Consider the following 25,235-nt stretch of genomic DNA (forward strand, 5'->3'; position numbering starts at 1 on the left):
CCGTATCCAGGGCGATCAGGACTCAAGCCACGTTCAGGCGCGCTTGGAAAAAGCTGGCAACACGACCGACGGCATCGGCCGTCATCGGATCATTGTCCGCGAAGTCGAAACCGTGCGCCTTGCCCGGGTATCGGACGATCTCCGCCGCGGCACCGACCGACTTGCCGATCCCGACAAGCTCCTCGCCCTTGGCGAGCGGCACGTTGCGGTCGGCCTCGCCGTGCAACTCGATCATCGGCGGCAGATGCTTGACCTCTGGCACAACCTTGTCGGGCATGCCGCCATACAGCACGGCCAGCGCAGCCACCCGTTCGTCGCGGGCCGCCGCTACCGCGGCAACGTAGCCGCCGAGCGAGAAGCCGAGCAGCCCGATCCGGCCGGAACTGTCCGCGCCCGCCAGCACCGCGGTCACTACGGACGAGACCCGCGCGGCCCAGGCGTCGAAGCGCCCGGTCTCGTAGGCCTCACGGATCACGTGCGTGCGCATCGTCTCGAACGCTTGCTCGTCGGCCGGCGTGTAATAGCGAACGAAATAGGCGTCGATGCCGTCCGCGGTCAGCGCATTGGCATAGCGTTCATAGGCCCGCGGCCTGAGATCGAAGCCGCGCGAGCCGTGCAGGACAAGCACGGCCGGCCGCTTGCCGGTGCGCCCGGAAGCAAAATGGTTGAGCGCGACGCGGCCCTCACTGGCATCGACGCTCAGCGTCTCGGCCGGCACCGCCGCAAGCGAGGGCGATGCGGCCAGCAGGGCAACGCCGCCAAGCAGGCTCCTTCGGCTGATTGCGTGCATCGAAACCTCGATTGGACTGCGCCGCCCCTCGTCAGGCCGCGCCGCTATATCATGCCGAACGGCGCGCCCGATAGCCTGGCCGGTGATGCCGGCATGGTCGCAGCAGACGGTGGCGGCATCCGCCGGCGATCGCTAAAGGAGCAGATGTTCAAACGGCGCCGGTTGCGCTAGTGATAGCTCCCCTCCCTCCGTGCGCCCGCCCGGCGCCTGCCCAGTCAATGAGTGCATCTGAATGGCCGAAGCCGACCTCGACGCCGTGATCCGGCAAACCGCAAGAGCGCAGACCAAAGCCGTGATGGCGGCCGCGAAAAAGCGCCAGGCCGTCTGGGTCGCGCGCGCGGCCAAGGCCAAGGACAAGGAGACCAAGGCGCGCTTCCGCTACCTCGCCAAGAGCACGATCCTGAACGCCACCGCGACCGCCAAGCGGTTGCAGAATTCGGCGGAGAACGCAGCCGACGCCTATGCCCGCGCCATGAAGAAGGCGATGGAAGAGCCGGCGCCGGCCAAGAAGCCCGAGAAGAAGCCCGAGAAGAAGCCTGAGAACAAATCTGAGGCGAAATCTGAGAAGAAGCCCGCGAAGAAGAAAGCGGCCGCCTGATAAGGAGCACGCATGCTCACCGTCCACCATCTCGGCAAGTCGCAATCGGAACGGATCGTCTGGCTGTGCGAAGAGCTGGAGATCCCCTATGAGCTGAAGTGCTACGCGCGCGATCCCGTCACGATGCTGGCGCCGGCCGACTACAAGGCGCTGCACCCGATCGGCACCGCGCCCGTCATCACCGAGGGCGAGTTGGTGCTGGCCGAGTCCGGTGCGGTGGTCGAATACATCCTCGCCAAATATGGCAACGGGCGGCTGACGCTGAAGCCCAGCGATCCCGACTTCGCCCAATTCCTGTACTGGTTTCACTTCGCCAATGGCACGCTGCAGGCGCAGATGGGCCGCAGCATGATCCTGAACCGCCTCAACCTCGCGGCCGACAATCCGATGCTGGTGGCGACCAAAGCGCGGGTCGACCGCTCGTTCGATCTGATCGAGGCGCGGGTCGGTGGCGCGCGCTATCTCGCGGGCGACGAATTCACGACGGCCGACATCATGATCGGCTTCTCGCTCACGACCATGCGCTATTTCCTGCCCTACGACCTCGGCCGCTGCCCCAACATCAGGGACTATCTCGGCCGCATTGCCGCGCGCCCGGCCTATCAGCGCGCGATGCAGAAGGGTGATCCCGGCATGGCGCTGCTGCTGACGTGAGGCCGTGATGCCGCGTTACGTCGCCCTGTTGCGCGCAGTCAATGTCGGCGGCACCGGCAAGCTGCCGATGACCGAATTGAAGGCGATGTGCGTCGACGCGGGGTTTGCCGACGTGCAGACCTATATCGCCAGCGGCAATGTCGTGTTTTCCTCGAAGCTCGCAGCTGCAAAGGTCAAGGCCGCGCTGGAGAAGCGGCTGCAGGCCTATGCCGGCAAGCCGGTCGGCGTCGTGGTGCGGAGCGCCGACGAGATCGCCGCGGTGCTGCAGGCCAATCCGTTTCCGAACGAGCCGCCGAACCATACGGTGGCGATCTTCCTCGACGAGCCGCCGGCCAGGAACGCCCTGAAGGACGTCAAGGGCCAGCAGGACGAACAGATGCGGCTCGGCAAGCGCGAGATCTATGTCGCCTATGGCAGCGGCATGGGCCGCTCGAAGCTGAAGATCCCCGCCGCCGTCCAGGGCACCGCGCGGAATATCAACACGATCGCGAAGCTCGCCGAGTTGGCGGCGGGGGACTAGTCAAGGAGAACCGTCATCCTGAGGAGCGCGCTCTTGCGCGCATCTCGAAGGATCGACGGCCCCCTGGTGGCCGATTCATCCTTCGAGGCTCGCTCCGCTCGCACCTCAGGATGACGGGTTGGGTGCTTCAAACTCGCGGATGGGTATCGCGTCGCTAGCTCTCCCGCACCGCGAATCCTTCGGCGCTGAGCCTTGCCAGCACCTCTTCCAGATGGGCGCGGTCGCGGGTTTCGATCACGAGCTCGAGCAGCGTCGCCTTGGCCGGCAGATCGGAGAAGGTGCGCTGGTGCGAGACCTCGATGATGTTGGCGCCGGCGTCCGCAAGCAGGATCGACACCGCCGCCAGCTGGCCGGGCCGGTCGACGATGTCGAGCGCCAGTTGCGTCAGCCGTCCCTCGCGGGCGAGTTCGCGGGTCAGGACCGAGGCGATCAGCCTGGTGTCAATATTGCCGCCGGTCAGCACGAGGCCGACTGAGCTGCCGGCGAAGCGCTCCGGTGCAGAGAGCACCGCCGCGAGGCCGGCGGCGCCGGCGCCCTCGACCACCGTCTTCTCGATCGAGATCAGGGTCGCGACCGCGCGCTCGATCTGGTCCTCGCTGACCAGGATGATGTCGTCGACGAGCTCGCGGACGATTTTGGTGGTGATCTGCCCGGGCGACTTGACCGCGATGCCCTCGGCGAGCGTGTCGCCGCGCATCGGCAACTGCTCGCCTTTGACGGCATTATACATCGATGGATAGAGCTGCGCCTGCACACCGACGATCTGCACCGACGGCTTCAGCGCCTTGGCGGCCGTGGCGATGCCCGAGATCAGCCCGCCGCCGCCGATCGGCACCACCAGGATATCGAGCTCCGGCACCGCCGCGAGCATTTCGAGCCCGATCGTGCCCTGGCCGGCAATGATCAGGGGATCGTCATAGGGGTGGACCAGGATGAGGCCGTGCTGCGCGGCATGCGAGCTGACGAACGCAGAGCACTCTTCGAGCGTCTGCCCGGTGATGATGACCTCGGCGCCGTGCCGCCTGGTGTTCTCGATCTTTACCATCGGAGTGCCGATCGGCATCACAATGGTGGCGGGAATGCCGAGCCGCTTGGCGTGATACGCCACGCCCTGGGCATGATTGCCGGCCGACATCGCGATCACCCCACGCTTGCGCTCCTCTGGCGAAAGCGCGTGCAGGCGATTGAGCGCACCGCGCTCCTTGAAGGTCGCGGTGAACTGCAAATTCTCGAATTTGAGGAACAGGCGGCAGCCGCAGATTTCGCCCAGCGTGCGGCTCTCGTTGCACGCCGTGACCATGACCGCGCCCTTGATGATTTCGGCGGCGCGGCGCACGTCGGCGAGAGTTACGCTAGCGCCGGTTACGGCGGTGGTATCGGAAGGATGCGGCATCGGGGTTCGCTTTGGACCGTTTCGTCAGACGGAACCTAGCGGGTTTCGGCGCCGAAAACGACCGCCCTATCGTGCGGTCAACACCTGTTCCTGCGGCCTGACCGGCCCGGCCAGCTCGATCTCATCGCATTTCAGGCATACCAACGCGGTGCGGAAATGCCTGTCGAGCACAATGGTGCGCGTCCTGCCGCACCGGCAGCGCATCGGCTTGTCCATGGGAGATCGGCCCGGGTTCGAGATACAAGGAAAGCGTGCGCTTGGCTATCCCGATCCGGTTAACCCAATGTGACGTACCGCCGGAAAATTCGTCGGGTTGTTAGAAGAAGCCCGCGCTGAGATCGAGGCCATAGCTTGCCCGCAACGCCGCGACGAACAACACCGCCAAGACGAACAGCAGAGCATGCCGGGCGATGCTGCTCCGAAGCGAATTGGCCGCAAACGCGCGAGCAATCGATTGAGCCAAAGCAGTCATTTGCGACCTCCAGAGCCACGCCCCGAGATTAGGTCGCGCGCAACGCGGCGAGGTTCAATGCGGCTCGCGGAACGGCCGGCAGCGTGGCGATACGCCCTGCTCGGGATCGCGCTGCGTTCGCATTCGATTCTTGAAGCGGTGACCGACCACAATCAGCGTGCCCTCTGCACGGATTGCGCTCTCGTCCGTCGGCGCGGGCGACAGATTGTACAGATTGTCTTGCGTCACGGCCTCCAGCGCCTGCAGGAACTCGCGTCCGGCCGATGTGATCTGCCAGCCTTCGACGTCACGCAGCACATAGAAGCTGCTGAAGATATCGAGCTCGGGAACCCGCGACGCCAGCCGCTTGATCCGCGCATGCCAATCGTCGCCGCTTGACGAGAGAATGGCGAGGTCGTGCTTGAGTGAATCGAGTGTGGCCCTGCCGCTGACGTGACTGGCCAATATTTTCAGAATCGCAACCTGGATGCTCAACTCGACGCCTCGACCGCCACGGTTCTTTTTGTTCTGCGCAGCCGATCCGGAAATTATCGCGCTGATGACTCCAAGGTCCAGTCACCAGCGCCAGTTATCCAGACCCGGCGCAACGGTATCGACTTACGCTGCACGCGATGTCCCGACGCGGCGCTCGGGCCGCTGCGACGACATCGATTCCTCTTCCATATCCTGTGGCGCGCCCCAAAATTCCTGCACCGTCGGCCCTTTCTTCAGCCTTTTGTCGCGCAGGAAGCCGAGAATTTCGTGCGGCCAGACCCGGCGCCCCATCTGCGTGTACCAGCGCATCGCATGGCGAAGTCCGGCATCGCGATGAAACAGCACGCGGAGCAGGGCCTTCGGGCGGCTTTGCAGCACCATCTCGGTGAACTTGAACCAGAGCAGCACGCGCCACGGCGGCATGTGCCGTGTCGCAAGCACCTGATGCTTGTAATCCCAGAGCCGGCGATCGGTCTGAATCACACGCCGCTCGGCCGCGAGACGGAAATACGGCGTCCAGCGATGCGGCGTGACGTAGAGCATCTGGATCTGATCGGGGTCGTAGGACAGAAGCTGCCGCAGCCCGCGCCAATGATCGCGATCGGTCTCTTCCTCGAAGCCGACCACCCAGGTTGCCATCGACAGGATGCCGTGCTGACGCATCAGGCGGATCGCCTCGCGATCGATCGTGGTGGTCGCGCCCTTGCGGATCAGCTCCAGCGTCTTCTCGTCGGTGTTCTCCATGCCGAGCAGGAAGCGCTGCCAGCCCGCCTTCTTGTAGAGATGCAGGATGTCGGCATCGCGCACGATGTCGTCGGCGCGAGTCGAGCCGACCAGGATCAGGTCGACATTCTCCGCGATCAGAGCCTCGAGGAAGGTCCGCCAGGCCTTCTTCGAGACGGTCGGATTCTCGTCGGCGAAGTTGACCACCCTGACGCCGTGCTCGCGATGAAGTCGCACCAGCTCTTTGGCGAAACGCACGGGATCGCGATGGCGCCATCGCGTCCAGAAACCGCGCTGACCGCAATAATTGCAGAGATGCGGGCAGCCGCGCGAGAACTGCACGACGACGGCGCGCAGGCCGCCCCAATAGCTGTAGCTGTTATGATCGATCAATTCCCAGCCGACGCGATAGGCGTCGAGATCGCGGATCACAGGCGCAGGCGGTGTCACGCGCGGCCCATAGTCATCGCGGAATGCGATGCCGTTGATGATGCGCAGATCGCCGCCGGTCTCCAGCGCCCGCATCAGACGCCGCGCGGTCTCTTCGCCCTCGCCGCGCACGATCGCGGTGACGTAGCGCTCCTCGCGCAGGATCTCGCGCCAATGATAGGTTGGAAACACCCCGCCATAGACGATCCGCACATTGGGCACGGCCTTGACGACGGCCTGCGCGACCTCGGCGATGACAGGATGGCCCGACGTCGAGCCGGAATGACCGAACAGGACGGCATCCGGCGAAAACCGCGATGCCTCCGCCACGATGGCTTCGACCGGCATCGGCCCGAACTCGGCATCGAGCAGACGAACGTCGTGTCCGTCGTCGATCAATGGCCCGCCGATCGATAGCAGGCCGAGCGGCGGCAAATGGTCGTCCGGAATCCGGCGGCCGATCGCAGGGTGAGGCACGTTGACGAGAAGAATGCGCATGGATGATCGCTCCCGCTTTGGTTGGCGTGATCGTTCGTCCCCGCATCGTGTGGTAGGAGAGCCCAACCTCCGGCCGGGCTTGAGAAGAGAGAAGGCGCGGCTTGGCGCGCTAGGACTTGGTGCGCTAGAGGTTCGGCACCTCCGCCGGCGCGATCGCGGTCAGCCCGCCGAAGCGGCGCTCGCGGCGATGGAAGGAGGCGAGTGCGTCGGCGAGGTCGTCGGCGTCGAATTCGGGCCACATCCGCTCGGTGAAGTGCAGTTCGGCATAGGCACCTTCCCAAAGCAGGAAATCCGACAGCCGCCTCTCGCCCGAGGTGCGGATGATCAGGTCGACGTCGCGCAAGCCGGCCTCGCCGGTGATCAGATCGGCGAAGGTTTCGCGGCTCAACTGACCGACACCGGCGGCGCGCGCGGCCGCGTTCAGGATCGCATCGCGCGCCGAATAGTCGATGGCGATGCGCAGATGCAGCGTGGTGCCGTCGGAGGTTGCGGCCTCGGCGCGCGTGATCGCGGTCGCGATGCCGTCGGGCAGCCGGTCACGGCGGCCGATCACGGTGAGGCGGACGCCGTTGCGCACCAGGGCTGCGATCTCGTTGGCGAGGTAGAACCGCAACAGCCCCATCAGCGCCGTGACTTCAGCCTTCGGACGGCGCCAATTGTCGCTCGAGAATGCATAGAGCGTCAGCGTGCCGACGCCCTGGTCCGGCGCGGCCTCGACGATGCGGCGGATCGCCTCGACGCCTGCCTCATGGCCGCGCAGCCGCGACAGGCCGCGCCGCGTCGCCCAGCGGCCGTTGCCGTCCATGATGATGCCGACGTGGAGCCGCATGGCGACCTCCGGCTCGAGCGCGACGTTGCTTCGCATTACAAAGTCTCCGGACAAAAAATGGGATGATCAAACCGGCTGGATACCGAGGCGGCCAGACGCGCCTTCGTCCTTGCCGGCGGCTTTGGCCGCATCGCGCACCAACTGCTCAAGCACGGCGAGATAATCGAGGAAGCGGCGGCGGCCGCTCTTGGTCAGGCGGCAGGTGGTGTGCGGGCGATTGCCTTCATAGCCCTTGATGACGTCGACGAGGCCGGCTTCCTGCAGCACCTGCAGATGCCGGCTGAGATTGCCGTCGGTCAGGCCGCAGAGCAGCTTGAGATCGGCGAAGGCGAGCCCTTTCGGATGCGCCATCAGCGAGGTCAGCAATCCTAGCCGCGCCTTCTCGTGGATGACGCGGTCGAGGCCATCATAGGCGAATGGCGCGCTGGTCATGTCAGTCTTCGGCATCATGGCCTCCGGAAGCGAAATACAACAGTGCTGCGATCAGCAACTGGCCGATCGCGAAGGGCAGTCCCATGGTCCAGGGCGACAGCGCGTGGCTCTGGCTTGCGATCAGCAGCACCGTGAAGCCGGACAGGAAATACCAGGCGCCGCCGAACGCGATGGTGCGCGGCAGCAGGCGGACCGAGGCGAACACGCCGAGGCTGACCAGCACCTGCCACAGGCCGGGCAGCATCCACAGCGTCTCAGGCGCGAACTTCCATTGCAGGATCGCCAGCAACACGCCGGCAATCGCCGCCGGAACGAACTGCTCGATCGCCTGCTGCACCATCGCGTCGGCGAGGCCGGAATGATGCCGCCGCGAGCGCGCCTGCATCTCGGTCCAGATCAACCCCGCGGACAGCAGCGCGGCCGCCGCCCAGCCGGCGAGGAACGCGATCGGATGCCCGGTCGGATCATCGAGCCAGAGATATTGCGCAAGCGCCGTGACGAGCGCGATGCCGCTGGTGGCCGCAACCGTCGCCGGCCCGTAGCCGCGGAATGCGGTTCCGGCCGCAATCTGGTTGCGGATCGCGAGAATGTCGGCCAAGGCCTTGTCGAGGTCGCGCATGATTCGCCAGAACTTTGTATTGCAAAGTATACGGGATCACCAAGTAAACGCAAGCGGCATCGCGCCGCCTGCCGATCGGCATGTTTAACGGCCGGTTACCGCACCGATTGCGGCGAATGTGCGCCGCCTCACACCTTCACGAGGCTCGCAAAGCCGCCATAGATCATCCGCTTGGCATCGAACGGCACATCGCCCTTGCCCATCGACGCCAGGCGCGGATCGGCCATCACCTTGGCGTTGATCCTGTCGCGCTGGGCGCGCGACTTGTAGGTGATCCAGGCGAACACGACGGTTTCGCCGGTCTTCAGTTTCACGCTTTGCGGAAACGACGTCCATTTGCCGGGCTTGACGTCATCGGCGACCCATTCGCGATAGTCCAGCGCACCATATTCGCGCCAGACCTTGCCGGCCTTCTTCGAGAGCTGCGCATAGGCTTTGAGTTTCTTCTTCGGCACGGCGACGACGAAACCATCGACGTAGGGCATTGGCGCTTCCTGCTGTTTGATGTCGTCATTCCGGGGCACGCGGAGCGTGTACCTCAGGCGCGCAACTGCGCGCCGGGGAATCTCGAGATCCCCCGATGCGCAATTGCGCATCTGAGGTTCGATGCTTCGCATCGCCCCGGGATGACGAACGCCAACGCTGCGCGTCAGCGTTCGTCAGCTATGACAGCAGGATGCCTGAACCGGCGCCGGTTGGTACTGGTCACGTAGCCGCACCCAATCCATCGGATAGGGCAAGCCCTCCTCATGACGGCCGAGCGGCGTGAGGTCGAGATAGTGATAGGCCGCATTCATCATGTCGAGGCCGCGCGCGAAGGTGGAATAGGTGTGGAACACGGCGCCGGTCTCGTCGCGGAAGAAGACGCTGATTCCCGGTAGCTCGGGCCCGTAGAGCGGGGTCGTGCCATAATTGTATTGCGCGTTCCCTGCGTCGATCTGCTGACGCGTGAACGAGACGCCATAGTCATAGTTGAAATCATTGTCGCCGGACGAGATCCAGTCGAAGGTCCAGCCCATCCGCTTCTTGAACGCCTCGAGCTTGGCGAGCGGCGCCAACGAGACCGCGATCATCGTGGTGTCGCGTGCGGCGAGATGCGGAACCATGCGTTCGAAGCCGTCGACCCAGAACGAGCAGCTCTTGCACGCTTCGTCCCAGTCCGGCGCGAACATCACGTGCTGCACCACAAGCTGCGGCCTGCCCTTGAAGAGATCGCCGAGCGTCAACTTGCCATCGGGTCCGTCGAACACATAATCCTTGTCGACCTTGACCCAGGGCAGTTCGCGGCGCTGCCGGCTCAGCGCTTCGCGGGCTTGCGTCAGCTCCTTCTCGCGCGCCATCAGCGCCTTGCGGGCCGCAATCCATTCCTCGCGCGACACGATGTTGTGCTGTTGCATGGGGTTCTCCTTGGGATGCTCCCTATTCAGGCGTCGACGAAGCGTTCGAGATTGCCGAGGAATTCGGTCCAGCCACGCTGATGGTTGTCGCGGGCGGTCTCATCGACGAACTGCGCGTGATGGAAGGTAAGCAACGTGCCCCCGGCATCCGGCTTGATCGACACCGTCACCTCGGACTCGCGCTCCGGGGTCGAATGCCAGGCCCAGCTGAACACGAGCTTTTCGTTCGGCACCACCTCGCGATAGACGCCGCCGACCTCGTGATATTCGCCGTTGGTGCCGGTGAACTTGATCCGGTAGCGCCCGCCGACGCGGACATCGAGCTCGGCCTGGGTCGTGCCGGGCGTGACCTGTCCCGGACCGAACCACCGCGCTAGGTTTTCCGGCTCGGTCCACGCGGCGTAGACTTTTTCCGGCCGCGCGCGGAGCCGCCGCGTGAGGGTAAGGCTTGGACGCGCTGCGAGGCCGGCGTCAGCGGCGACTGCGGACTTGTTGGCCGATTTATTGACCATGGGTCTTCCTCCACAAAAGCGGCAAGGCGGTCGAGATTGTCGGACCAGAATTGCGCATAGCGATTGAGCCAGTTCATCGCCTGCTCCATCGGCCTGGCGGTGAGCCGGCAGGCCACCGTCCGGCCGGTCTTTTCGCGCGTGACCAGGCCTGCATCCGTGAGCACGTCGAGATGCTTCATGATCGCCGGCAATGACATCGCGAATGGCTGCGCCAGTTCGCTCACCGACAGGCTGTCCTGCTCGCCGAGCCGCGCCAGCAGCGCCCGGCGGGTGGGATCGGAAAGCGCCGCGAAGGTGCGGTCCAGCGTTTCGTCTTTAAACTTAACCATGTGGTTTAGTATAGACGCAAACGGCGCGGCGTCAAGCGCCCGCCTTCACGATCGCGTCAAGGCCGGGGCATCATCACGCGAGGTGGCTGCGCCCTCGGATCAGGCGGCTATTGCCGATGGTGCCGATGCCGGTGCCAGCGACGGTGCGGCCGCGGCTCCGCTTGCAATTGCGGGCGAAACAGGAAGCGCGGATTTTCTCCGCAGGCGAGATAGCGTCCGGAGACGCTCGCGAGGCACTGATCATAGGTCTGATAGGCGCATTCGCCGGGATAGCCGAGGCTCGGGCCCTGCGCGCACCACGGATAGTCATAGGGATCGGCGGAGGCAGGCGTGACCCTCGCCGCGCCGGCAAGCGTCATCGTTGCAAGGACAAGCACTGCCAATTGCGATCTGCGCACGATCCGAATCACTCCGACTTCCCGAGATGCCGCAGTTAGTGAAGTGCGGCGTCTCGGGCAAGCGTCCTCAACGAAATCCTAGCGCCTCCGGGCGTGCGAGGCCTATTCGACCTTGAGGCCGGCGAACTCGACCACCTTCTTCCACTTGTCGGTCTCGGCCTTGATGTCGTTGCCGAAGGCGTCCGGCGCCTGGATCAGCGAATCGCCGCCGAGCTCGACCAGACGCTTGCGCATGTCGGGTTCGGCGAGAACGGCGTTGATCTCGCTGTTGAGCTTGGCGATCAGTTCCTTCGGCGTGTTCTTCGGCGCACCCATGCCGAACAGCGCGCTCGCCTCGTAGCCCTTCACGGTGTCGGCAATCGCCGGCACGTCGGGCAGTTGCGAGGAGCGCTCCGTCGTCGTCACGCCAAGCGCGCGCAGCGAACCGGAGCGGATGTGCTGGATGATCGAAGGCATGTTGTCGAAGATCACCTGCACCTGGCCGCCGAGCATGTCGGTGATCGCGGGCGCGGCGCCGCGGTACGGCACGTGCTGCATCTTGCAGCCGGTCATCGACATGAACATCTCGCCGGATAGATGCACCGAGGTGCCGTTGCCGGACGAGGCCATGTTGACCTTTCCGGGATTGGCCTTCACGTATTCGATGAATTCGGCGACGTTCTTCGCCGGCACGTCCTTGTTGACAGTCATCACGTTCGGCACGCGGTTGAAGGAAGCGACCGGCGCGACGTCGCGCACGAAGTTGAACTTCAGATTGGCGTAGAGCGAGGCGTTGATGTAGTTCGCCGGATTGACCAGCAGCACGGTGTAGCCGTCCGGCTCGGCGTTGATCGCAGCCTCGGTGCCGATATTGTTGCCGGCGCCCGGCTTGTTCTCGATCACGAATTGCTGGCCGAGCTTTTCCGACAGCCGCTGCCCGATCAGCCGCGCGATGATGTCGGTGGCGCCGCCCGGCGGATAGCCCACGATCCAGCGCACCGGCCGCGCCGGATAGTCGGCGGCGGACGCGCGGCCGATCGCGAATGTCGAAATCCCCGACCCGATCAGGCCCAGCGCGGTACGGCGTGAAATCATGAAGTTTCTCCCGATCCAGCAGGGTTTGGCGCCCTGCCCGTTTCTGTTGCGTTGCGTGCGGCGCGGTTTTAACAAACAATGTCTGAAGCGGCCAGTGCGACACGTGCGCCACCGACCGCGACGAAAGGCTAAGCTTCGGCTCTGGTTGCATCAGAACCGAAGCGCTGAATTCTTGCATTGAGGCTCTGGACCGAAAAGGATCGCGCATGTCCGTCAAGGTGAATGGGCTCGACCATCTCGTGATCAACGTCACCGATGTCGTGCGCTCGGTTGCCTGGTACAGCAGGATCCTCGGCATGGAGGTGAAGGTGTTCGACCCCGGCAACGGCAAGACACCGCGCACCTCGCTGGTGTTCGGTAACCAGAAGATCAATGTGCGGCCGCGCGATGCCGACAAGGTGGACTGGTTCACCGCCGATCATGAAGCCGCGGGCAGCGACGATCTCTGCTTCCTGACCTCAAGCACGCCGGAGGAAGTGGTCGCGCATCTGAAGGCCAATGGCGTCAAGATCGAGGAAGGCCCGGTGGCCAAGCAGGGCGCGCGCGGCACGCTGCGCTCGGTCTATTGCCGCGACCCCGACGGCAGCCTGATCGAGATCTCGTCGTATCAGGACTGACGCGTAAGGCCGTTATCCGGGGCGAGGATGTGAAGCATCGAACCATGACGCGCAATTGCGCGCCTGAGGTTCGCGCTGTTGCGTCTTGCGGAATAACATCTGCATTTGCCCGCAGCCAAGCACGGTGGCAAAAGGGCACCCGACAAGAGCAAGCAAGCAGCCGCTGAAGCGGCGCGCGGGAGGACATATGACCAATGCAAAGCCAGTGCCGGGCGTCGTGGGACCGTTTGCGGGGCTCGATGTGCCGTGGCTGCTCCGGATGCGCGCCGAGGTGCGCCACGATCATCCGTTCCTGATCTGGGCCCCGTTCGATGCGCCGGCGCGGCGCTGGAGCTACGGCGAATTCCACGAACGCGTCGGCGCACTGGCCGCGGGCCTCGCCAGGCGCGGCATCAGGCAGGGCGACTATGTCCTGATCCATCTCGATAATTGCATCGAGGCGATCATGTCGTGGTTCGCCTGCGTCGAGCTCGGCGCCATCGCCGTCACCACCAACACCCGCTCGGCCGCCGCCGAGATCGAATATTTTGCCGGCCATTGCGGCGCGGTCGCCGCGATCACCCAGCCGGCCTATGCCGAACTGCTTGCCACGAACTGCAAGGGCCTGCGCTGGATCGCAGTGACCTCGCATGATGCGGGGCAAGCGCCGGCACAGGCGCCATCACGCGGCGACAGTTTTGAAGCGCTGTTTGCCGACAGCGCCGACCGTCCGCAACGTCCGACCGATCCGCTCGCCCCCTGCAGCGTGCAATACACCTCCGGCACGACATCGCGGCCGAAGGCGGTGCTCTGGACCCATGCCAACGCATTGTGGGGCGCCAAGATCAATGCCGCGCATCAGGACCTGCACGCAACAGACGTGCACCAGACCTATTTGCCGCTGTTTCACACCAACGCGCTGGCCTATTCGATGCTGGCGAGCCTGTGGGTCGGCTCGACCTGCCTGATCCAGCCGCGCTTCTCGGCGAGCCGGTTCTGGCCGGTGGCGCTCGAGCACGGCGCGACCTGGACCTCGACGATCCCGTTCTGCATGAAGGCGCTGCTCGAGCAGGAGGTCCCCAAGAATCACAAGTTCAGGCTTTGGGGCACCGCGGTGAACGAGCCGCCCGCATTCGCGGTGTTCGGCGTCAAGATCATCGGCTGGTGGGGCATGACCGAGACCATCACCCACGGCATCATCGGCGAGGTCGACCAGCCGAACATTCCGATGTCGATCGGCCGCGCCGCGCCGGAATACGAAATCCGCATCACCAATGATGACGGCACGCCGACCGGCGTCGGCGAGACCGGCAATCTCCTGATCAAGGGCATTCCCGGCCTGTCGCTGTTCGCCGAATATCTGCACAATGAGAAGGCCACGCGCGAGAGCTTTGGCGAGCACGGCTATTTCATCACCGGCGACCGCGTCACGCTGCTCGAGCGCGGCTACATCAGGTTCGGCGATCGCTCCAAGGACATGCTGAAGGTCGGCGGCGAGAATGTCGCGGCCTCCGAGATCGAGCAGGTGATCGCCGTGGTACCGGGCGTGCGCGAAGCCGCTGTCGTGGCGAAGAAGCACCCGATGCTGGACGAGGTGCCGGTCGCCTTCATCATCCCGCAGGCCGGCGTCGCGGCGCTACCCGCCAACCTGCACGACAAGGTGATGGCCTCGTGCCGCGCGGCGCTCGCCGACTTCAAGCTGCCCCGGGAAATCCGCTTCGTCGACGAAATGCCGCGCTCGACGCTGGAGAAGGTCGCGAAGGCTGAGCTGAGGAAGATGCTGGAGTGACCCGGCCTTCGCCGCGTCACTTCACCTCGAACCGGATCGGCAGCTTCTTCGGGCCGTTGACAAAATAGGCCTGCGTCATCTTCACCTCGCCGTCGAGCGACAGCGATTTCAGATGCGGCAGCAGCTCCTCGAACAGGATGCGCATCTCGAGCTTGGCGAGATACTGGCCGAGGCAGAGATGTGCGCCATAGCCGAAAGCGACATGGCGGTTGGGTTTGCGGTCGCTGCGGAAGCGATAGGGTTCCTCGAACACCTCCTCGTCGCGATTGCCCGAGGCGTAGCACAGCATCAGCCAGTCGCCTTTTGCGATCTTGCGGCCGCCGAGCTCGGTGTCGGCGGTGGCCGAGCGCATGAAGTGCTTGACCGGCGTCATCCAGCGGATCGCCTCGTCGACCAGGCCCGGAATCAATTCCGGATTGGCCTTCACCCTGGCGAATTCCGCGGGATCGTTCGCCAGCGCCCAGATCGCGCCCGCGGTCGAGGATGAGGTGGTGTCGTGGCCCGCCGTCGCGACGATCATGTAATAGCTGGTCTGATCGTGCTCGGGCATGTAGTCGCCGCCGATCTTCGCGTTGGCGATGACGGTGGCGAGATCTTCGCGCGGATTCTGGCGGCGATTTTCGGTGATCGTGCGGAAGTAAGCTGAGAAGTCGGCGATGATCGCCTGCAACATCACGGAGACTTGTTCCGCGCTTAGCGCGTCGCGGACGCGCGCGGTGTCGGGATCCTGCGGGCCGAACAGCTCCTGCGTCAGCTTGAGCATGCGGGGCTCGTCCGCCTCGGGCACGCCGAGGATCTCCATGATGACGTGCAGCGGATAGCCGAGCGCGACGTCCTCGACGAAATCGCAGACGCCGCCGCGGTCGAGCATGCGCTGCACCGTGGCCCGCGCGATCTCGCGGACGCGGCCTTCGAACTTGCCGAGATTGGCCGGCATGAACCAGCCCTGCGTCAGCGCGCGGTATTTCGGATGGTCGGGCGCGTCCATCTGCACCAGCGAGCGCACCAGATTGGGCCCGCCGGTGATCTTGCGAACGCGTTCCTCGAGCGCCAGGTTGGTCAGCGTGGTCGGCCGGTCGGCATTGTGGAACAGATCGTTCTGGCGGCTGATCGCCTGGATATGCGCGTGCTTGGTCACCACCCAGAACGGATCAAATTTCTCCGGCCGGGCGATGCCGAGCGGATTGTTGGCGCGCAGCCAGCGATAGGCGTCGTGGATGCGATCGTCGGCATAGGCGACCGGATCGACGAGGGTTGCCGCGATGTCTGCGGGGATGTCGAGATCCCCGGTCGTTGCCGTATCCATGAATCGTCCTCACCCGCCAAAGCATCGGTCGCGCCGATGATCACCGGAATCTAGGCGGAGGTAAGGACGAGGACTTGCGTTGATTGGCTAGTGTCAAACACGTCATTCCGGGGCAACGCGCAGCGTTGAACCCGGAATCTCGAGATTCCGGGTTCGATGCTCGCGCATCGCCCCGGAATGACATGAGCTCAATAATGCCCGAACGCCACCGGGCGGAAAGCCTGCAGCAATTGCTGGTCGAGCTTGCCGCCCATCTCCTCCATCATGGAGAACGCCTTGGCGTGGGTGAACTGCAGCCGGTAGGCGCGCTTCTCGACCAGGGCGGCATAGACATCGACGATCGTGGTGACGCGGACGATGTCGCTGATCTGGTTGCCGCTGAGGCCGTTGGGATAGCCGGTGCCGTCGAGGAACTCGTGATGGTGCAGGATCACGTCGAGCATTTCCGGCGGGAAGCCGCCCTGCGCGGACAGCGCTTCATAGCCGCGGCGCGGATGCTCGCGCATCTCGGCCATTTCCTCGACCGTCAGCGCGCTTGGCTTGTCGAGCAGCGCAACCGGAACGAAGGCCTTGCCGACATCGTGCAGCAGCGCGGCGCGGGCGAGCCGGCGCTGGTCGTCCTCGCGCATGCCGAGATGCTGCGAGAACGCCACCGCAAAGCCGGTCACGAACAGGCAATGGCGATAGGTCTCCTGGTGGTGGCAGCCGACCGTCGTCAGCCATTCGCGCAGCGAATTGTGCTTGATCGCCTTGAGGATCTTGTTCTCGGCGGCAACGATGTCCTCGAACTTGAGCGGCTCGCCGGCGCGCATCCGCTCGAACATCTTGACCATCACGCCGTGCGCCGCCTCGACGCCGCGGTTGAGCGCCTTGCCGCGGTCGGTCTCGTCATAGCCGCCGTTGTCGGGGAATGCGGCGCGGATGCGCTGCAGGATGCCGCGCGCATCGAACGGCCGCGAGATCGTGTCGGTGGCGCCGAGCGCCCAGGCCTGCATCGAGGCGTGATGCAGCGCATCCGCCAGCACGAACAGCCGCGGCATCTCGCGATAGGCGTCGGCCTGCAGCTTGGCGCGAACCAGCTGCACGGCTTCGGGCGATCGCAGGTTGATATCGACGACGATGCCGGAGAGATCGCGGGCCGGCTGCTCGGGAATATCAGAGGTCGGAACGGTATCGACCTCGCCCACCGAGCGCAGGATGCTGGCGAGTTCGTTGCTCTGATCGCTTCGATCTGACGCCAGCAGGAGACGGCGCTTCGAAGTCTGGTTATTGGCCAAGGCAGTCATGACATCCCCGTCGCGGTAACGACCGACGCCGGACGCTACCTGACGATGCGTTCCCTCCGACTTAATGGGGATGCTGAACGGCGGCTAAGCACAATGGATACAATTTGAGCGACCGCAAGATCCGCCAGCGAAATCAGGCCGGCCGGAAATGAAGCCAGCCGGGAGTACCGCCGGCGGATCGTGAATTTTTGCGGCGTCGGGCGCAAAAAAAACGCCGGAGAGCTGTCGCGCTCTCCGGCGCCTTCATTCGTTCAGGCCATCAAGCCTTCTTCATCGCAGACTTCACGGCCTCCGCGGTGATCGGCAGACCGCGGACGCGGGCGCCGACCGCGTTGAAGACGGCGTTGCCGATCGCCGGCGCCACCACCGTCACCGCAGGCTCGCCGACGCCGGTCGCCTTCTCGCCATTGGCGATGACGTTGACCGCGACTTCCGGCAGCTGGCTCATCCGAAGCGGCGTGTAGGTGTCGAAGTTGGTCTGCTCGATGCCGCCGTCCTTCAACGTCGCCTTCTCGAACAGCGCAAGCGACATGCCCCACAGCGCCGCGCCCTCGACCTGGGCGCGGATGCCATCGGGATTCACCTGCGTACCAACGTCGGTCGCCACCGTCAGCTTCTTCACCGTCACCTCGCCCGATGGCGCAACCGCGACATGGGCGACGCAGGCGGTCCAGCTCGCCGTGGCGCGCTCCTGCGACGACACGCAGGCCACGCCCATGCCTTCACCCTTCGGCAGCTGCTTGGTGCCGTAGCCGGCAAGTCCCATCGCAGCGAGCAAGGTGTTGCGGAGACGCTGCGCGCCGCCGTCATTCTTGCCCTTGCCGTCGAGCAACGAGATGCGCAGCTGTGCCGGGTCCTTGCCGGTCGCATGCGCGATCTCGTCGATCATGCTTTCGACCGCCCAGAACGTCCAGCCCGGCGCCACCGAACGGAGCTGACCCGACGGGGTGGCGTTGTGCGCCATCTCGTTCTTGATCGCCCGCACATAGTGGTTGGGCACGGTGTAGAAGAAGTCCGCCCCGTTCACGGTGAACGAGTCGAGCGGGCCCTTCTTGTCGACCGAGGGCGTGAGGAAATCGGGGATTCCCCAACGCTGGGTCGGCCAGGCCGAGACCACGTCATGGCTCAGCGCGACGATCTTGCCGTCGCCGTCCATGCCGGCCTTTATCTTCTGCAAGGTCAGCGGACGCGAGAAGTCCATCGTCATGTCGTTCTCGCGCGAGTAGATGACCTTGACCGGCTTGCCGACGGCCTTGGCCGCCTGCACCGCCGGCACCATCATATCGGCGTCGAGACGCCGGCCAAAGCCGCCGCCCAGCCACATCTGGTGCATCACCACGAACTTGGGATCGATCCCGGCGGCGCCGGCTGCGATCGCACCGGAGCGCGTCGCGAACTGGTTGCCGGAATAGATGTGCAGGATGTCGCCCTTGAACTCCGCGGTGGCGTTCATCGGCTCCATCGGCGCGTGGATGTTGATGTTGGTGGTGTATTCCGCCTCCAGCACCTTGGCCGCCGTGCCGAACGCCGCGTTCGGATCGCCGTCCTTGACGAAGAACTCGCCGGAATCGCTCAGCCCCTGCAGCCGCTTGGCCTCGGTGAACAGCGATTCGCTCGACAGTTTTGCGTTCGGGCCGCTGTCATAGCTGATCTTCAGCGCCTCGGCCGCCTTCTTCGCCTGCGCGAAGGTATTGGCGACCGCGACGACCCAACCGGTCGTGGTTGCGGTCTTGTCGTCGAGGGTGACGGCCTTGATGAAGCCCGGCAGCTTCTTGGCCGCGCTATCGTCGACCGACTTCACGGTGGCGCCGTAACGCACCGGCGGAGTGACCAGCGCGCCGTAGACCATGCCCGGCACCATCACGTCGATGCCGTATTTGGCCGTGCCGTTGACCTTCAACGGAATGTCGATCTGCGGCACCGAGACGCCGATCATGGTGTACTGATCGGGCGTCTTCAGCTTGAGCGCCTTCAGGTCATCCGCCGTGAAGGTCTTGGTCGCCTTGCCGCTCTTCACCACGTCGGCAAACGACATCGACTTCTTCGACTTCGGATGGCTGATCGTCGATGCGCGTACCACCAGCTCACCGGCCGGCACGCCCATCGCGGCCGCCGCCGCCTCGGTCAATGCGATCCGGCCGGCAGCGCCGGCGCGGCTCATGGCGTCGAAGTTCATCATCGTCGACCAGCTGCCGCCGGTGATCTGCGCGCCCAGCACGGGATCGTTGAACTTCGGATCGTTGGAGGCGAGCTGGACCCGCATGTCCTTCCAGTTCGCGCCGAGCTCTTCGGCCACGATCTGCGCCATGGTCGAGGCGACGTGCTGACCCATATCGGCCTTGCCGCAGGTCACGGTGACGAGACCGTCGGGCGCGATCGAGTACCAGACGCTCGGCTCGAAAGTGGCGGGTGCGGGCGCCGCGAGCGCCTGGTCGATGCCGGGCACGGCGGCGTAGCCGAGCACGAGGCCGGCTGCAGCGGTGCCGACCAGGAAGGAGCGGCGGCTGAGATCGGTCGTCTCGGGAGCGAGGCTTTTCACGTGCTTGTTCATGTGGCCCTCCGCTCGGATCCGGTGGCCGATGCGGTGCGCATGTCGGACGCAGCACGCATGATCGCCTTCTGGATTCGTGAATAGGTCATGCAACGGCAGAGATTGCCGTCCATATGCGCGACCACTTCCTCTTTCGTCGGGTTGGTGTTCTTCGACAGCAGCGCCGCCGCCTGCATGATCTGCCCGGACTGGCAGTAGCCGCATTGCGGCACCTGCTCGGCGACCCAGGCCTTCTGCAAGGGATGATCGCCCTTGGCGGAGAGTCCTTCGATGGTGGTGATCTTCTTGCCGACGGCGTCGGCGACGGAGGTCTGGCAGGACCGCACCGCTTCGCCGTTGACGTGAACCGTGCAGGCGCCACAGAGACCGGCGCCGCAACCGAATTTGGTGCCCGTCATCTGCAATTGCTCGCGGATGACCCAAAGCAGCGGCGTGTCATTGGCCGCTTCGACGGACATATTCCGTCCGTTGATATTGAGATTTGGCATCTCTCTCCCCTTCCGGTGTCGGAAGCCGCTTACGGCGGCTACTCACTGTTGGGTCACGCCTGGCGCCCACCGGGTAAGCGACAGTTGCCGAAACAATGATCCGGTTCCCGGCTGGAGGCAATCCAATTTGGAATTGATCGAAAAGAATAAATATCGAAAACTGCCTGTTGTGCGATGCGGCAACGGCATGAAGCTTTTGAAATGCCAGTATTGATGCCGTATCGATGCCTCCTACCAAGGTCGGTAGCGCTGCCGGACCTGAGATCGACAACAGAAGGAGCCCGTCAATGGCCAAGCTCAACCGCAGCGGTGTCGATATCTATTACGAGATCCACGGCAACGGCCCGCCCCTGATCCTCACCCACGGCTATTCGTCGACCTCGACGATGTGGCAGGGCCAGATCGAGGCGCTGTCGAAGCGGCACAAGCTCATATTGTGGGACATGCGCGGGCACGGGCTATCAGACTATCCCGACGATCCGGATGCCTACAGCGAGGCGGCGACAGTCGGCGACATCGCCGCCCTGCTCGACGCCGCCGGCGCCGATAAGGCGATCGTCGGCGGCCTGTCGCTCGGCGGCTACATGTCGCTGGCCTTTCATCGCGCCCATCCGGAGCGGGTGGGCGCGCTATTGATCATCGACACCGGCCCTGGATTCAAGAAGGACGACGCCCGCGAGGTCTGGAACCAGCGCGCCCGCGACACCGGCGACCGCTTCGATCGCGAAGGGCTCGAGGTGCTGAAATCGCTGAGCGCCGAGCGCGCCTTGGTCACGCATCGCAACGCCCGGGGCCTCGCACTCGCCGCGCGCGGCATGCTGGCACAGCGCGATGCGCGGGTGATCGAATCATTGCCCGGGATCAAGGTGCCTTCGCTCGTCGTGGTCGGCGCCGACGACACGCCGTTCCTGGCCGCCTCCGACTACATGGCGGCGAAAATCCCTGGCGCGCAGAAGGCGGTGATTCCGAATGCCGGCCACGCCGTCAACATCGACCAGCCGCAGGCCTTCATTGCCGCGGTGTTGCCGTTCCTGGATAGCCTTGAGGCCGGCGTGCCGGGAAAGGCCACGTGAAGAACCTGTGAAGGACAAGCCATGAAATCGATCGCCATCGCCCTGCTGCTCGTGGCGGCCGCAACCGACGCGAGCGCCGAGAAGCTGCCGCCGTTCGGCGGCCCGGCCACGCCGACCTTCACCGCGACACTATCGAACACCACACCGCTGGTGTTCGGCATGGGCGTCGCGGACGCGCAACGCGCGCTCGGCACCCCCTTCACCTATGTCCGCGGACGGCCCGGCAACGAGATTTTCCTGACCTTCCGCGATATCGGCGGCAGCGGACTGTTCCCGCACCATGACCGTCTCTATCTGCAATTCCGCAAGGGCCGGCTCGCCGGTTGGAAAGGCGACTGGGGCGAGAACTGGATGTGGCGCTAGAGCTTCGAACGCGTCACCAAGACCTTCATGCAACCCCCAACATGACAAGGATGGACCATGGGACAAGATATCAAACTGAAAGCGTCAGATGGATTTGAACTCGGCGCCTATCGCGCCGATCCGGCCGGCGCGCCGACAGGCGCGATCGTCGTGATCCAGGAGATTTTTGGCGTCAATCACCACATCCGCTCGGTCTGCGACCGGCTGGCGAAGGAAGGCTATGTCGCGGTCGCGCCATCGATCTTCGACCGCATCACGCCGAACTTCCAGAGCGGATATTCCGCCGATGAGGTCGCCGAAGCGCGCAAATTCGTCGCCAACCCGGACTTTGCCGAGATGCTGCGCGACAGCCAGGCGGCGATCGATGCGGTGAAACCGGTCGGACCGGTCGGCATCATCGGCTTCTGCCTCGGCGGCAGCATCGCCTATGCAGCCGCCACCAAGCTCACCGGCCTCTCGGCCGCGATCGGCTATTACGGCGGCGCCGTCGTGCGCTTCGCCGACGACAAGCCGAGCGTGCCGACGCAACTGCATTTCGGCGAGAAGGACGCCGGCATTCCCTTGAGCGATGTCGAGACCATCAAGTCGAAGCGGCCGGAGGTCGAAATCTTCATCTATCCCGGCGCGCAGCACGGCTTCCATTGCGACGAGCGTGCGAGCTACGACAAGGCAAGCGCCGACATCGCCTGGCCGCGCAGCATGGAGTTCTTTGCGAAGCATCTGAAGAAGTAGCGTCAGTCATTGGCAGGCATAGCCATCCGAAGGACGGCGTCGCTTCCGCTCGCCTATGCCCGACAATCCATCAAGCGAATTTCTTGAAGATGGATGGCCGGGTCGAGCCCGGCCATGACGACGTCTAGAACCAGCGCTCGCCGACGAACACCGTATCGCCCGGGCTCATCGGCGTGCCCAGCGGCACCACGAAGCGGCCGGAGCCGGACGCGTCCGTATGCGTCAGCGTCACGCTGTCGCGCCGGGCGCGCGGCGAGAAGCCGCCGGCAATCGCGACCGCGCTTTCGACGGTCATGTTCGGAACATAGGGATACTGGCCGGGAGCGGCGACTTCGCCGAGAATGAAGAACGGCCGATAGGACTCGATCTCGACCGCCACCGAGGGTTCGCGGATGAAGCCGTTGCGCAGCCGTGCCGAGATCTCACCGGCAAGCCCCGCAGGCGTGCGGCCGCGCGCCGGCACCGAGCCGATCAGCGGCATCGTGATCGCGCCCGCGGCGTCGATCGCATAGGAGTTGGTCAGGCCTTCCTGGCCATAGACCACGACGCGGAGCTTGTCGCCCGGGCCGAGATGATAGCCATTGTCGTAACCGGCGGGCCCACCCGGTGCGGCGGCCAAGACGATCGGGGCGGCGACCGGCGCGGCATATCCATAAGCGGGGGGAGCGCTGGCGAAGGCCGAGCGCAATGCGCTGATCGCACCACCGCCGCCAGCATCGGCAACCGGAGCGGGTGCGTAGGCCGGGCCGTAGCTGACTGCATCGACACCTTGCGGGCCGACCGCAACCGGTCCGGACGTGCTCATGCAGCCAGACAACGCGAGCGCGGCCATAACGGCAGTGATCGGCAATCGTAACGCGCGTGCAACCGGCACCGGACTTATCCCTCAACGGCGAGACAAGCCCAGTCTTGCACCACTTATGGTTAATAAAGGGTTTTCGAGGATCGAGCGGGAAGCCGGAAAACCCGGCCTCCCATCGATTTGCAGCATCAGGACCGCGCTCAGGCGGCGCTGACGCCGACGCCGATCGGGCACGAAACGCCGGTGCCGCCGAGCCCGCAATAGCCCGCTGGATTCTTGGCGAGATACTGCTGGTGATAGTCCTCGGCGAAGTAGAATTCGCCTGATGGCGCGATTTCGGTGGTGATCGCGCCGAGGCCCTTGGCGGCAAGCGCCTTCTGATACATCGCCTGCGACTCGTCCGCCGCTTTGCGCTGCGCGTCGCTGAACGTGTAGATCGCGGAGCGATATTGCGTGCCGATGTCGTTGCCCTGGCGCATGCCCTGCGTCGGGTTGTGGTTCTCCCAGAACGTCTTCAAGAGCTTCGCGTAGGAGATCTTGTTCGGGTCGAACACGACCAGCACCACTTCGGTGTGGCCGGTGCGCCCCGAGCACACCTCCTCATAGGTCGGGTTCGGCGTATGGCCGCCGGCATAGCCAACCGCGGTGGTGTAGATGCCGTCGCCGAGTTCCCAGAACTTGCGCTCCGCGCCCCAGAAGCAGCCGAGCCCGAACACTGCCTGTTCGAGACCTTGCGGATAGGGCGGCGTCAACTTGCTGCCATTGACGAAATGGGTGGTCGCAGTCGGGATCGGCGTCGCGCGGCCCGGCAGCGCCTCGGTGGCGCTCGGCAACGCGGTGGTCTTGCGCATGAACAACATGGATACCTCCGGGCGGGACATCGGCCGACGCGGCAACGGCCTGCGGGCCGGCTGTCACCTATATATGTCCTTACGCAGATGATGGCAGCCCCGTTACTGAGGGCTGCGGCCAAGAGGGGCTGCAGCCCAGTCAGTCCCGCGCGTAGCCGATCAAGGGCTTGCGCGGCCGGAACAGGATCATCAGCAGGATGCCGGCAATGCCGAACACCGCGAACACCGGCTGCTCCAGAAGCAGGCGGATCACGTCGTTCCAGATCCAGGGCCCGAAGCGATCCACCCAGGCATGAAACGCCTGCTGGCTCGACTGATGGATATCGTTCCAGAACTGGCCGAACTGGGTGAACCGCAGGCTCTGGTCAGCGACGTAGCGCGCCCCGTCATAGACCATGAAGATGAAGCTGCCAGCCAGCAGCAATAGGCCGATCAGACGGAAAAAACCGCGGATCATGCGTCACCCTAACTCCTTGTCGCGCCCGGAGCGCCGTCAGGCCTTATCGGGCGTTCCCCGGAAATTCAACCTCTTCAGCGGCTTATCCGCCCCCCGCAGGCCCGATTTCCGGCCCTTTTTGGGCTCCGAAAGCGTTGACGCTTGAGCCTGCGCCATCTATAAGACCGGCCGATGGCGGCGGGCGCAATCCTGCCGCCGCTGTTCTTTGGACAGTGCCGCATGCGGGGGCAGCATTATGCGCCTTGGCATGGCCGCCTCAAGGACACCTTGGACAAATACATCAGAGTTGAGATTTGAACCGGCCGGTGCGCGCAAGCCCGACCACGAGCGATCACCGCCGAAGGACAGTTAGAGAACCATGGCCAACACCACTTCCGCCAAGAAGGCGACCCGCAAGATTGCCCGCCGCACCATCGTCAACAAGTCGCGTCGTACGCAGATGCGTGGCGCGGTGCGCACCGTCGAGGAAGCGATCAAGAGCGGCGACCGCGAGGCAGCGCTGAAGGCGATGAGCAAGGCCGAGCCCGAACTGATGAAGGCAGCGCAGCGCAACATCATTCACAAGAACCTCGCGAGCCGGAAGGTGTCGCGTCTCACGCAGAGCATCGCCAAGCTCGCCAAGTGAGCTGACGAGCGAGCTGACGAAGCAAGCTGACTGAAGAACACATTTGTCACGAAGCCCGGCTCACGCCGGGCTTTTTGTTTTTGTCTCGACTTTTGTCGTGGAAGTTTCATTGCGCGAGAACAATGCGCATTGCTGCGCAACGAACTGCGTGTCATGTTTCGTCGTGTCCGTAGTT

General features: G+C 64.5%; 30 protein-coding genes and 1 pseudogene. 9 read left to right on the forward strand and 22 right to left on the reverse strand.

What is annotated here, in order from left to right:
- Positions 1-22: 22 nt before the first annotated feature.
- Positions 23-790 (reverse strand): dienelactone hydrolase family protein, encoded by a 768-nt coding sequence (locus tag WDM24_RS41295; RefSeq protein ID WP_338829789.1) that lies wholly within the window; start codon positions 788-790, stop codon positions 23-25.
- 232 nt (positions 791-1,022) lie between these two features.
- On the opposite strand from WDM24_RS41295, the gene WDM24_RS41300 reads away from it, so the two are divergent.
- The 3 genes from WDM24_RS41300 to WDM24_RS41310 are packed head-to-tail and all read left to right on the forward strand — an operon-like array spanning position 1,023 to position 2,562.
- Complete coding sequence (locus WDM24_RS41300; RefSeq protein WP_338829790.1) at positions 1,023-1,388, forward strand: hypothetical protein; 366 nt, start codon at positions 1,023-1,025, stop codon at positions 1,386-1,388.
- 12 nt (positions 1,389-1,400) lie between these two features.
- A complete protein-coding gene (locus tag WDM24_RS41305; RefSeq protein ID WP_338829791.1) occupies positions 1,401-2,042 on the forward strand; it encodes a glutathione S-transferase in 642 nt (213 codons plus the stop codon).
- 7 nt (positions 2,043-2,049) lie between these two features.
- Complete coding sequence (locus WDM24_RS41310; protein ID WP_166300989.1) at positions 2,050-2,562, forward strand: DUF1697 domain-containing protein; 513 nt, start codon at positions 2,050-2,052, stop codon at positions 2,560-2,562.
- Between the two features lie 154 nt (positions 2,563-2,716).
- Here WDM24_RS41310 and WDM24_RS41315 read toward each other — a convergent pair whose 3' ends face one another.
- The 14 genes and pseudogenes from WDM24_RS41315 to WDM24_RS41380 form a co-directional block, all read right to left on the reverse strand.
- A complete protein-coding gene (locus tag WDM24_RS41315; protein WP_338829792.1) occupies positions 2,717-3,955 on the reverse strand; it encodes a threonine ammonia-lyase in 1,239 nt (412 codons plus the stop codon).
- A gap of 66 nt (positions 3,956-4,021) precedes the next feature.
- The gene (locus WDM24_RS41320) at positions 4,022-4,171 is read right to left on the reverse strand and encodes a hypothetical protein (protein WP_338829793.1); all 150 of its coding nucleotides are present in this window, start codon (positions 4,169-4,171) and stop codon (positions 4,022-4,024) included.
- A gap of 100 nt (positions 4,172-4,271) precedes the next feature.
- Positions 4,272-4,427, reverse strand: coding sequence for a response regulator (locus WDM24_RS41325; RefSeq protein ID WP_166300983.1), 156 nt, complete (start codon positions 4,425-4,427; stop codon positions 4,272-4,274).
- 54 nt (positions 4,428-4,481) lie between these two features.
- Entirely contained in the window at positions 4,482-4,901 is a 420-nt protein-coding gene (locus WDM24_RS41330; protein WP_338829794.1) for an aminoacyl-tRNA deacylase, read from the reverse strand.
- A 123-nt stretch (positions 4,902-5,024) separates the two neighbouring features.
- The gene (gene bchE / locus WDM24_RS41335; RefSeq protein ID WP_338829795.1) at positions 5,025-6,551 is read right to left on the reverse strand and encodes a magnesium-protoporphyrin IX monomethyl ester anaerobic oxidative cyclase; all 1,527 of its coding nucleotides are present in this window, start codon (positions 6,549-6,551) and stop codon (positions 5,025-5,027) included.
- 124 nt (positions 6,552-6,675) lie between these two features.
- Positions 6,676-7,416 carry a di-trans,poly-cis-decaprenylcistransferase gene (locus WDM24_RS41340; protein ID WP_338829796.1) on the reverse strand — a complete coding sequence of 247 codons (741 nt, stop codon included), beginning with the start codon at positions 7,414-7,416 and terminating at the stop codon, positions 6,676-6,678.
- Between the two features lie 30 nt (positions 7,417-7,446).
- Positions 7,447-7,827 (reverse strand): transcriptional regulator, encoded by a 381-nt coding sequence (locus WDM24_RS41345; protein ID WP_338829797.1) that lies wholly within the window; start codon positions 7,825-7,827, stop codon positions 7,447-7,449.
- Complete coding sequence (locus tag WDM24_RS41350; RefSeq protein ID WP_166212509.1) at positions 7,814-8,431, reverse strand: hypothetical protein; 618 nt, start codon at positions 8,429-8,431, stop codon at positions 7,814-7,816. The genes WDM24_RS41345 and WDM24_RS41350 overlap by 14 nt, the downstream gene beginning before the upstream one ends.
- A 128-nt stretch (positions 8,432-8,559) precedes the next feature.
- Positions 8,560-8,916: a DUF1428 domain-containing protein gene (locus WDM24_RS41355; RefSeq protein ID WP_338694394.1), complete on the reverse strand. Its 357-nt coding sequence runs from the start codon at positions 8,914-8,916 to the stop codon at positions 8,560-8,562.
- A 174-nt stretch (positions 8,917-9,090) separates the two neighbouring features.
- Positions 9,091-9,828, reverse strand: coding sequence for a thioredoxin family protein (locus WDM24_RS41360; RefSeq protein WP_338829798.1), 738 nt, complete (start codon positions 9,826-9,828; stop codon positions 9,091-9,093).
- Positions 9,829-9,854: 26 nt separating this feature from the next.
- Positions 9,855-10,217: pseudogene (locus WDM24_RS41365) on the reverse strand (SRPBCC family protein); the annotation flags it as partial.
- The gene (locus tag WDM24_RS41370; RefSeq protein ID WP_338829799.1) at positions 10,202-10,669 is read right to left on the reverse strand and encodes a metalloregulator ArsR/SmtB family transcription factor; all 468 of its coding nucleotides are present in this window, start codon (positions 10,667-10,669) and stop codon (positions 10,202-10,204) included. The gene WDM24_RS41370 and the pseudogene WDM24_RS41365, both read right to left, overlap by 16 nt.
- 107 nt (positions 10,670-10,776) lie before the next feature.
- The gene (locus WDM24_RS41375; RefSeq protein ID WP_414645796.1) at positions 10,777-11,046 is read right to left on the reverse strand and encodes a DUF3551 domain-containing protein; all 270 of its coding nucleotides are present in this window, start codon (positions 11,044-11,046) and stop codon (positions 10,777-10,779) included.
- 123 nt (positions 11,047-11,169) lie between these two features.
- Positions 11,170-12,141: a tripartite tricarboxylate transporter substrate binding protein gene (locus tag WDM24_RS41380; protein WP_338829800.1), complete on the reverse strand. Its 972-nt coding sequence runs from the start codon at positions 12,139-12,141 to the stop codon at positions 11,170-11,172.
- A 206-nt stretch (positions 12,142-12,347) separates the two neighbouring features.
- Between WDM24_RS41380 and WDM24_RS41385 the strand changes: the two genes are divergently transcribed.
- The gene (locus tag WDM24_RS41385; RefSeq protein WP_029079428.1) at positions 12,348-12,758 is read left to right on the forward strand and encodes a VOC family protein; all 411 of its coding nucleotides are present in this window, start codon (positions 12,348-12,350) and stop codon (positions 12,756-12,758) included.
- A gap of 187 nt (positions 12,759-12,945) precedes the next feature.
- Complete coding sequence (locus tag WDM24_RS41390) at positions 12,946-14,526, forward strand: AMP-binding protein (protein WP_338829801.1); 1,581 nt, start codon at positions 12,946-12,948, stop codon at positions 14,524-14,526.
- Positions 14,527-14,542: 16 nt separating this feature from the next.
- On the opposite strand, the gene WDM24_RS41395 is transcribed toward WDM24_RS41390, so the two are convergent.
- The 4 genes from WDM24_RS41395 to WDM24_RS41410 all read right to left on the reverse strand — a co-directional run bounded on the left by WDM24_RS41395 (position 14,543) and on the right by WDM24_RS41410 (position 20,157).
- Positions 14,543-15,832, reverse strand: coding sequence for a cytochrome P450 (locus tag WDM24_RS41395; protein WP_338829802.1), 1,290 nt, complete (start codon positions 15,830-15,832; stop codon positions 14,543-14,545).
- Between the two features lie 188 nt (positions 15,833-16,020).
- The gene (locus WDM24_RS41400) at positions 16,021-17,118 is read right to left on the reverse strand and encodes an HD-GYP domain-containing protein (protein ID WP_166300954.1); all 1,098 of its coding nucleotides are present in this window, start codon (positions 17,116-17,118) and stop codon (positions 16,021-16,023) included.
- 259 nt (positions 17,119-17,377) lie between these two features.
- Complete coding sequence (locus tag WDM24_RS41405; RefSeq protein WP_338829804.1) at positions 17,378-19,669, reverse strand: xanthine dehydrogenase family protein molybdopterin-binding subunit; 2,292 nt, start codon at positions 19,667-19,669, stop codon at positions 17,378-17,380.
- Positions 19,666-20,157, reverse strand: a complete 492-nt coding sequence (locus tag WDM24_RS41410) for a (2Fe-2S)-binding protein (protein WP_026192016.1) — start codon at positions 20,155-20,157, stop codon at positions 19,666-19,668. The genes WDM24_RS41405 and WDM24_RS41410 overlap by 4 nt, the downstream gene beginning before the upstream one ends.
- A 287-nt stretch (positions 20,158-20,444) precedes the next feature.
- On the opposite strand from WDM24_RS41410, the gene WDM24_RS41415 reads away from it, so the two are divergent.
- The 3 genes from WDM24_RS41415 to WDM24_RS41425 are packed head-to-tail and all read left to right on the forward strand — an operon-like array spanning position 20,445 to position 22,325.
- Positions 20,445-21,230: an alpha/beta fold hydrolase gene (locus WDM24_RS41415; protein ID WP_338829806.1), complete on the forward strand. Its 786-nt coding sequence runs from the start codon at positions 20,445-20,447 to the stop codon at positions 21,228-21,230.
- Positions 21,231-21,251: 21 nt separating this feature from the next.
- Positions 21,252-21,593, forward strand: a complete 342-nt coding sequence (locus WDM24_RS41420; RefSeq protein WP_338694376.1) for a hypothetical protein — start codon at positions 21,252-21,254, stop codon at positions 21,591-21,593.
- Positions 21,594-21,650: 57 nt separating this feature from the next.
- Positions 21,651-22,325, forward strand: coding sequence for a dienelactone hydrolase family protein (locus WDM24_RS41425; protein ID WP_338829808.1), 675 nt, complete (start codon positions 21,651-21,653; stop codon positions 22,323-22,325).
- A gap of 124 nt (positions 22,326-22,449) precedes the next feature.
- On the opposite strand, the gene WDM24_RS41430 is transcribed toward WDM24_RS41425, so the two are convergent.
- The 3 genes from WDM24_RS41430 to WDM24_RS41440 form a co-directional block, all read right to left on the reverse strand.
- The gene (locus WDM24_RS41430; protein WP_166300937.1) at positions 22,450-23,199 is read right to left on the reverse strand and encodes a polysaccharide biosynthesis/export family protein; all 750 of its coding nucleotides are present in this window, start codon (positions 23,197-23,199) and stop codon (positions 22,450-22,452) included.
- 128 nt (positions 23,200-23,327) lie between these two features.
- Positions 23,328-23,987, reverse strand: coding sequence for a peptide-methionine (S)-S-oxide reductase MsrA (msrA, locus tag WDM24_RS41435; protein ID WP_338829809.1), 660 nt, complete (start codon positions 23,985-23,987; stop codon positions 23,328-23,330).
- A gap of 130 nt (positions 23,988-24,117) precedes the next feature.
- A complete protein-coding gene (locus WDM24_RS41440) occupies positions 24,118-24,435 on the reverse strand; it encodes a hypothetical protein (RefSeq protein WP_338829810.1) in 318 nt (105 codons plus the stop codon).
- A gap of 358 nt (positions 24,436-24,793) precedes the next feature.
- Between WDM24_RS41440 and rpsT the strand changes: the two genes are divergently transcribed.
- A complete protein-coding gene (rpsT, locus tag WDM24_RS41445; RefSeq protein ID WP_029079417.1) occupies positions 24,794-25,060 on the forward strand; it encodes a 30S ribosomal protein S20 in 267 nt (88 codons plus the stop codon).
- Positions 25,061-25,235 lie beyond the last annotated feature (175 nt).

This window comes from Bradyrhizobium sp. 27S5 (assembly GCF_037217225.1).
Classification (GTDB): Bacteria; Pseudomonadota; Alphaproteobacteria; order Rhizobiales; family Xanthobacteraceae; genus Bradyrhizobium; species Bradyrhizobium septentrionale.

What these genes read in the sequence shown, in the direction of transcription:
- WDM24_RS41315 (WP_338829792.1), bottom strand. Translation starts at nt 3,955, where the DNA reads ATGCCGCATCCTTCCGATACCACCGCCGTAACCGGCGCTAGCGTAACT.
- WDM24_RS41420 (WP_338694376.1), top strand. Translation starts at nt 21,252, where the DNA reads ATGAAATCGATCGCCATCGCCCTGCTGCTCGTGGCGGCCGCAACCGAC.
- WDM24_RS41310 (WP_166300989.1), top strand. Translation starts at nt 2,050, where the DNA reads ATGCCGCGTTACGTCGCCCTGTTGCGCGCAGTCAATGTCGGCGGCACC.
- WDM24_RS41320 (WP_338829793.1), bottom strand. Translation starts at nt 4,171, where the DNA reads ATGGACAAGCCGATGCGCTGCCGGTGCGGCAGGACGCGCACCATTGTG.
- WDM24_RS41440 (WP_338829810.1), bottom strand. Translation starts at nt 24,435, where the DNA reads ATGATCCGCGGTTTTTTCCGTCTGATCGGCCTATTGCTGCTGGCTGGC.
- WDM24_RS41325 (WP_166300983.1), bottom strand. Translation starts at nt 4,427, where the DNA reads ATGACTGCTTTGGCTCAATCGATTGCTCGCGCGTTTGCGGCCAATTCG.
- WDM24_RS41295 (WP_338829789.1), bottom strand. Translation starts at nt 790, where the DNA reads ATGCACGCAATCAGCCGAAGGAGCCTGCTTGGCGGCGTTGCCCTGCTG.
- WDM24_RS41405 (WP_338829804.1), bottom strand. Translation starts at nt 19,669, where the DNA reads ATGAACAAGCACGTGAAAAGCCTCGCTCCCGAGACGACCGATCTCAGC.
- WDM24_RS41345 (WP_338829797.1), bottom strand. Translation starts at nt 7,827, where the DNA reads ATGCCGAAGACTGACATGACCAGCGCGCCATTCGCCTATGATGGCCTC.
- WDM24_RS41370 (WP_338829799.1), bottom strand. Translation starts at nt 10,669, where the DNA reads ATGGTTAAGTTTAAAGACGAAACGCTGGACCGCACCTTCGCGGCGCTT.
- WDM24_RS41395 (WP_338829802.1), bottom strand. Translation starts at nt 15,832, where the DNA reads ATGGATACGGCAACGACCGGGGATCTCGACATCCCCGCAGACATCGCG.
- bchE (WP_338829795.1), bottom strand. Translation starts at nt 6,551, where the DNA reads ATGCGCATTCTTCTCGTCAACGTGCCTCACCCTGCGATCGGCCGCCGG.
- WDM24_RS41350 (WP_166212509.1), bottom strand. Translation starts at nt 8,431, where the DNA reads ATGCGCGACCTCGACAAGGCCTTGGCCGACATTCTCGCGATCCGCAAC.
- msrA (WP_338829809.1), bottom strand. Translation starts at nt 23,987, where the DNA reads ATGTTGTTCATGCGCAAGACCACCGCGTTGCCGAGCGCCACCGAGGCG.
- WDM24_RS41385 (WP_029079428.1), top strand. Translation starts at nt 12,348, where the DNA reads ATGTCCGTCAAGGTGAATGGGCTCGACCATCTCGTGATCAACGTCACC.
- WDM24_RS41410 (WP_026192016.1), bottom strand. Translation starts at nt 20,157, where the DNA reads ATGCCAAATCTCAATATCAACGGACGGAATATGTCCGTCGAAGCGGCC.
- WDM24_RS41355 (WP_338694394.1), bottom strand. Translation starts at nt 8,916, where the DNA reads ATGCCCTACGTCGATGGTTTCGTCGTCGCCGTGCCGAAGAAGAAACTC.
- WDM24_RS41425 (WP_338829808.1), top strand. Translation starts at nt 21,651, where the DNA reads ATGGGACAAGATATCAAACTGAAAGCGTCAGATGGATTTGAACTCGGC.
- WDM24_RS41360 (WP_338829798.1), bottom strand. Translation starts at nt 9,828, where the DNA reads ATGCAACAGCACAACATCGTGTCGCGCGAGGAATGGATTGCGGCCCGC.
- rpsT (WP_029079417.1), top strand. Translation starts at nt 24,794, where the DNA reads ATGGCCAACACCACTTCCGCCAAGAAGGCGACCCGCAAGATTGCCCGC.
- WDM24_RS41380 (WP_338829800.1), bottom strand. Translation starts at nt 12,141, where the DNA reads ATGATTTCACGCCGTACCGCGCTGGGCCTGATCGGGTCGGGGATTTCG.
- WDM24_RS41390 (WP_338829801.1), top strand. Translation starts at nt 12,946, where the DNA reads ATGACCAATGCAAAGCCAGTGCCGGGCGTCGTGGGACCGTTTGCGGGG.
- WDM24_RS41300 (WP_338829790.1), top strand. Translation starts at nt 1,023, where the DNA reads ATGGCCGAAGCCGACCTCGACGCCGTGATCCGGCAAACCGCAAGAGCG.
- WDM24_RS41305 (WP_338829791.1), top strand. Translation starts at nt 1,401, where the DNA reads ATGCTCACCGTCCACCATCTCGGCAAGTCGCAATCGGAACGGATCGTC.
- WDM24_RS41415 (WP_338829806.1), top strand. Translation starts at nt 20,445, where the DNA reads ATGGCCAAGCTCAACCGCAGCGGTGTCGATATCTATTACGAGATCCAC.
- WDM24_RS41340 (WP_338829796.1), bottom strand. Translation starts at nt 7,416, where the DNA reads ATGCGAAGCAACGTCGCGCTCGAGCCGGAGGTCGCCATGCGGCTCCAC.
- WDM24_RS41400 (WP_166300954.1), bottom strand. Translation starts at nt 17,118, where the DNA reads ATGACTGCCTTGGCCAATAACCAGACTTCGAAGCGCCGTCTCCTGCTG.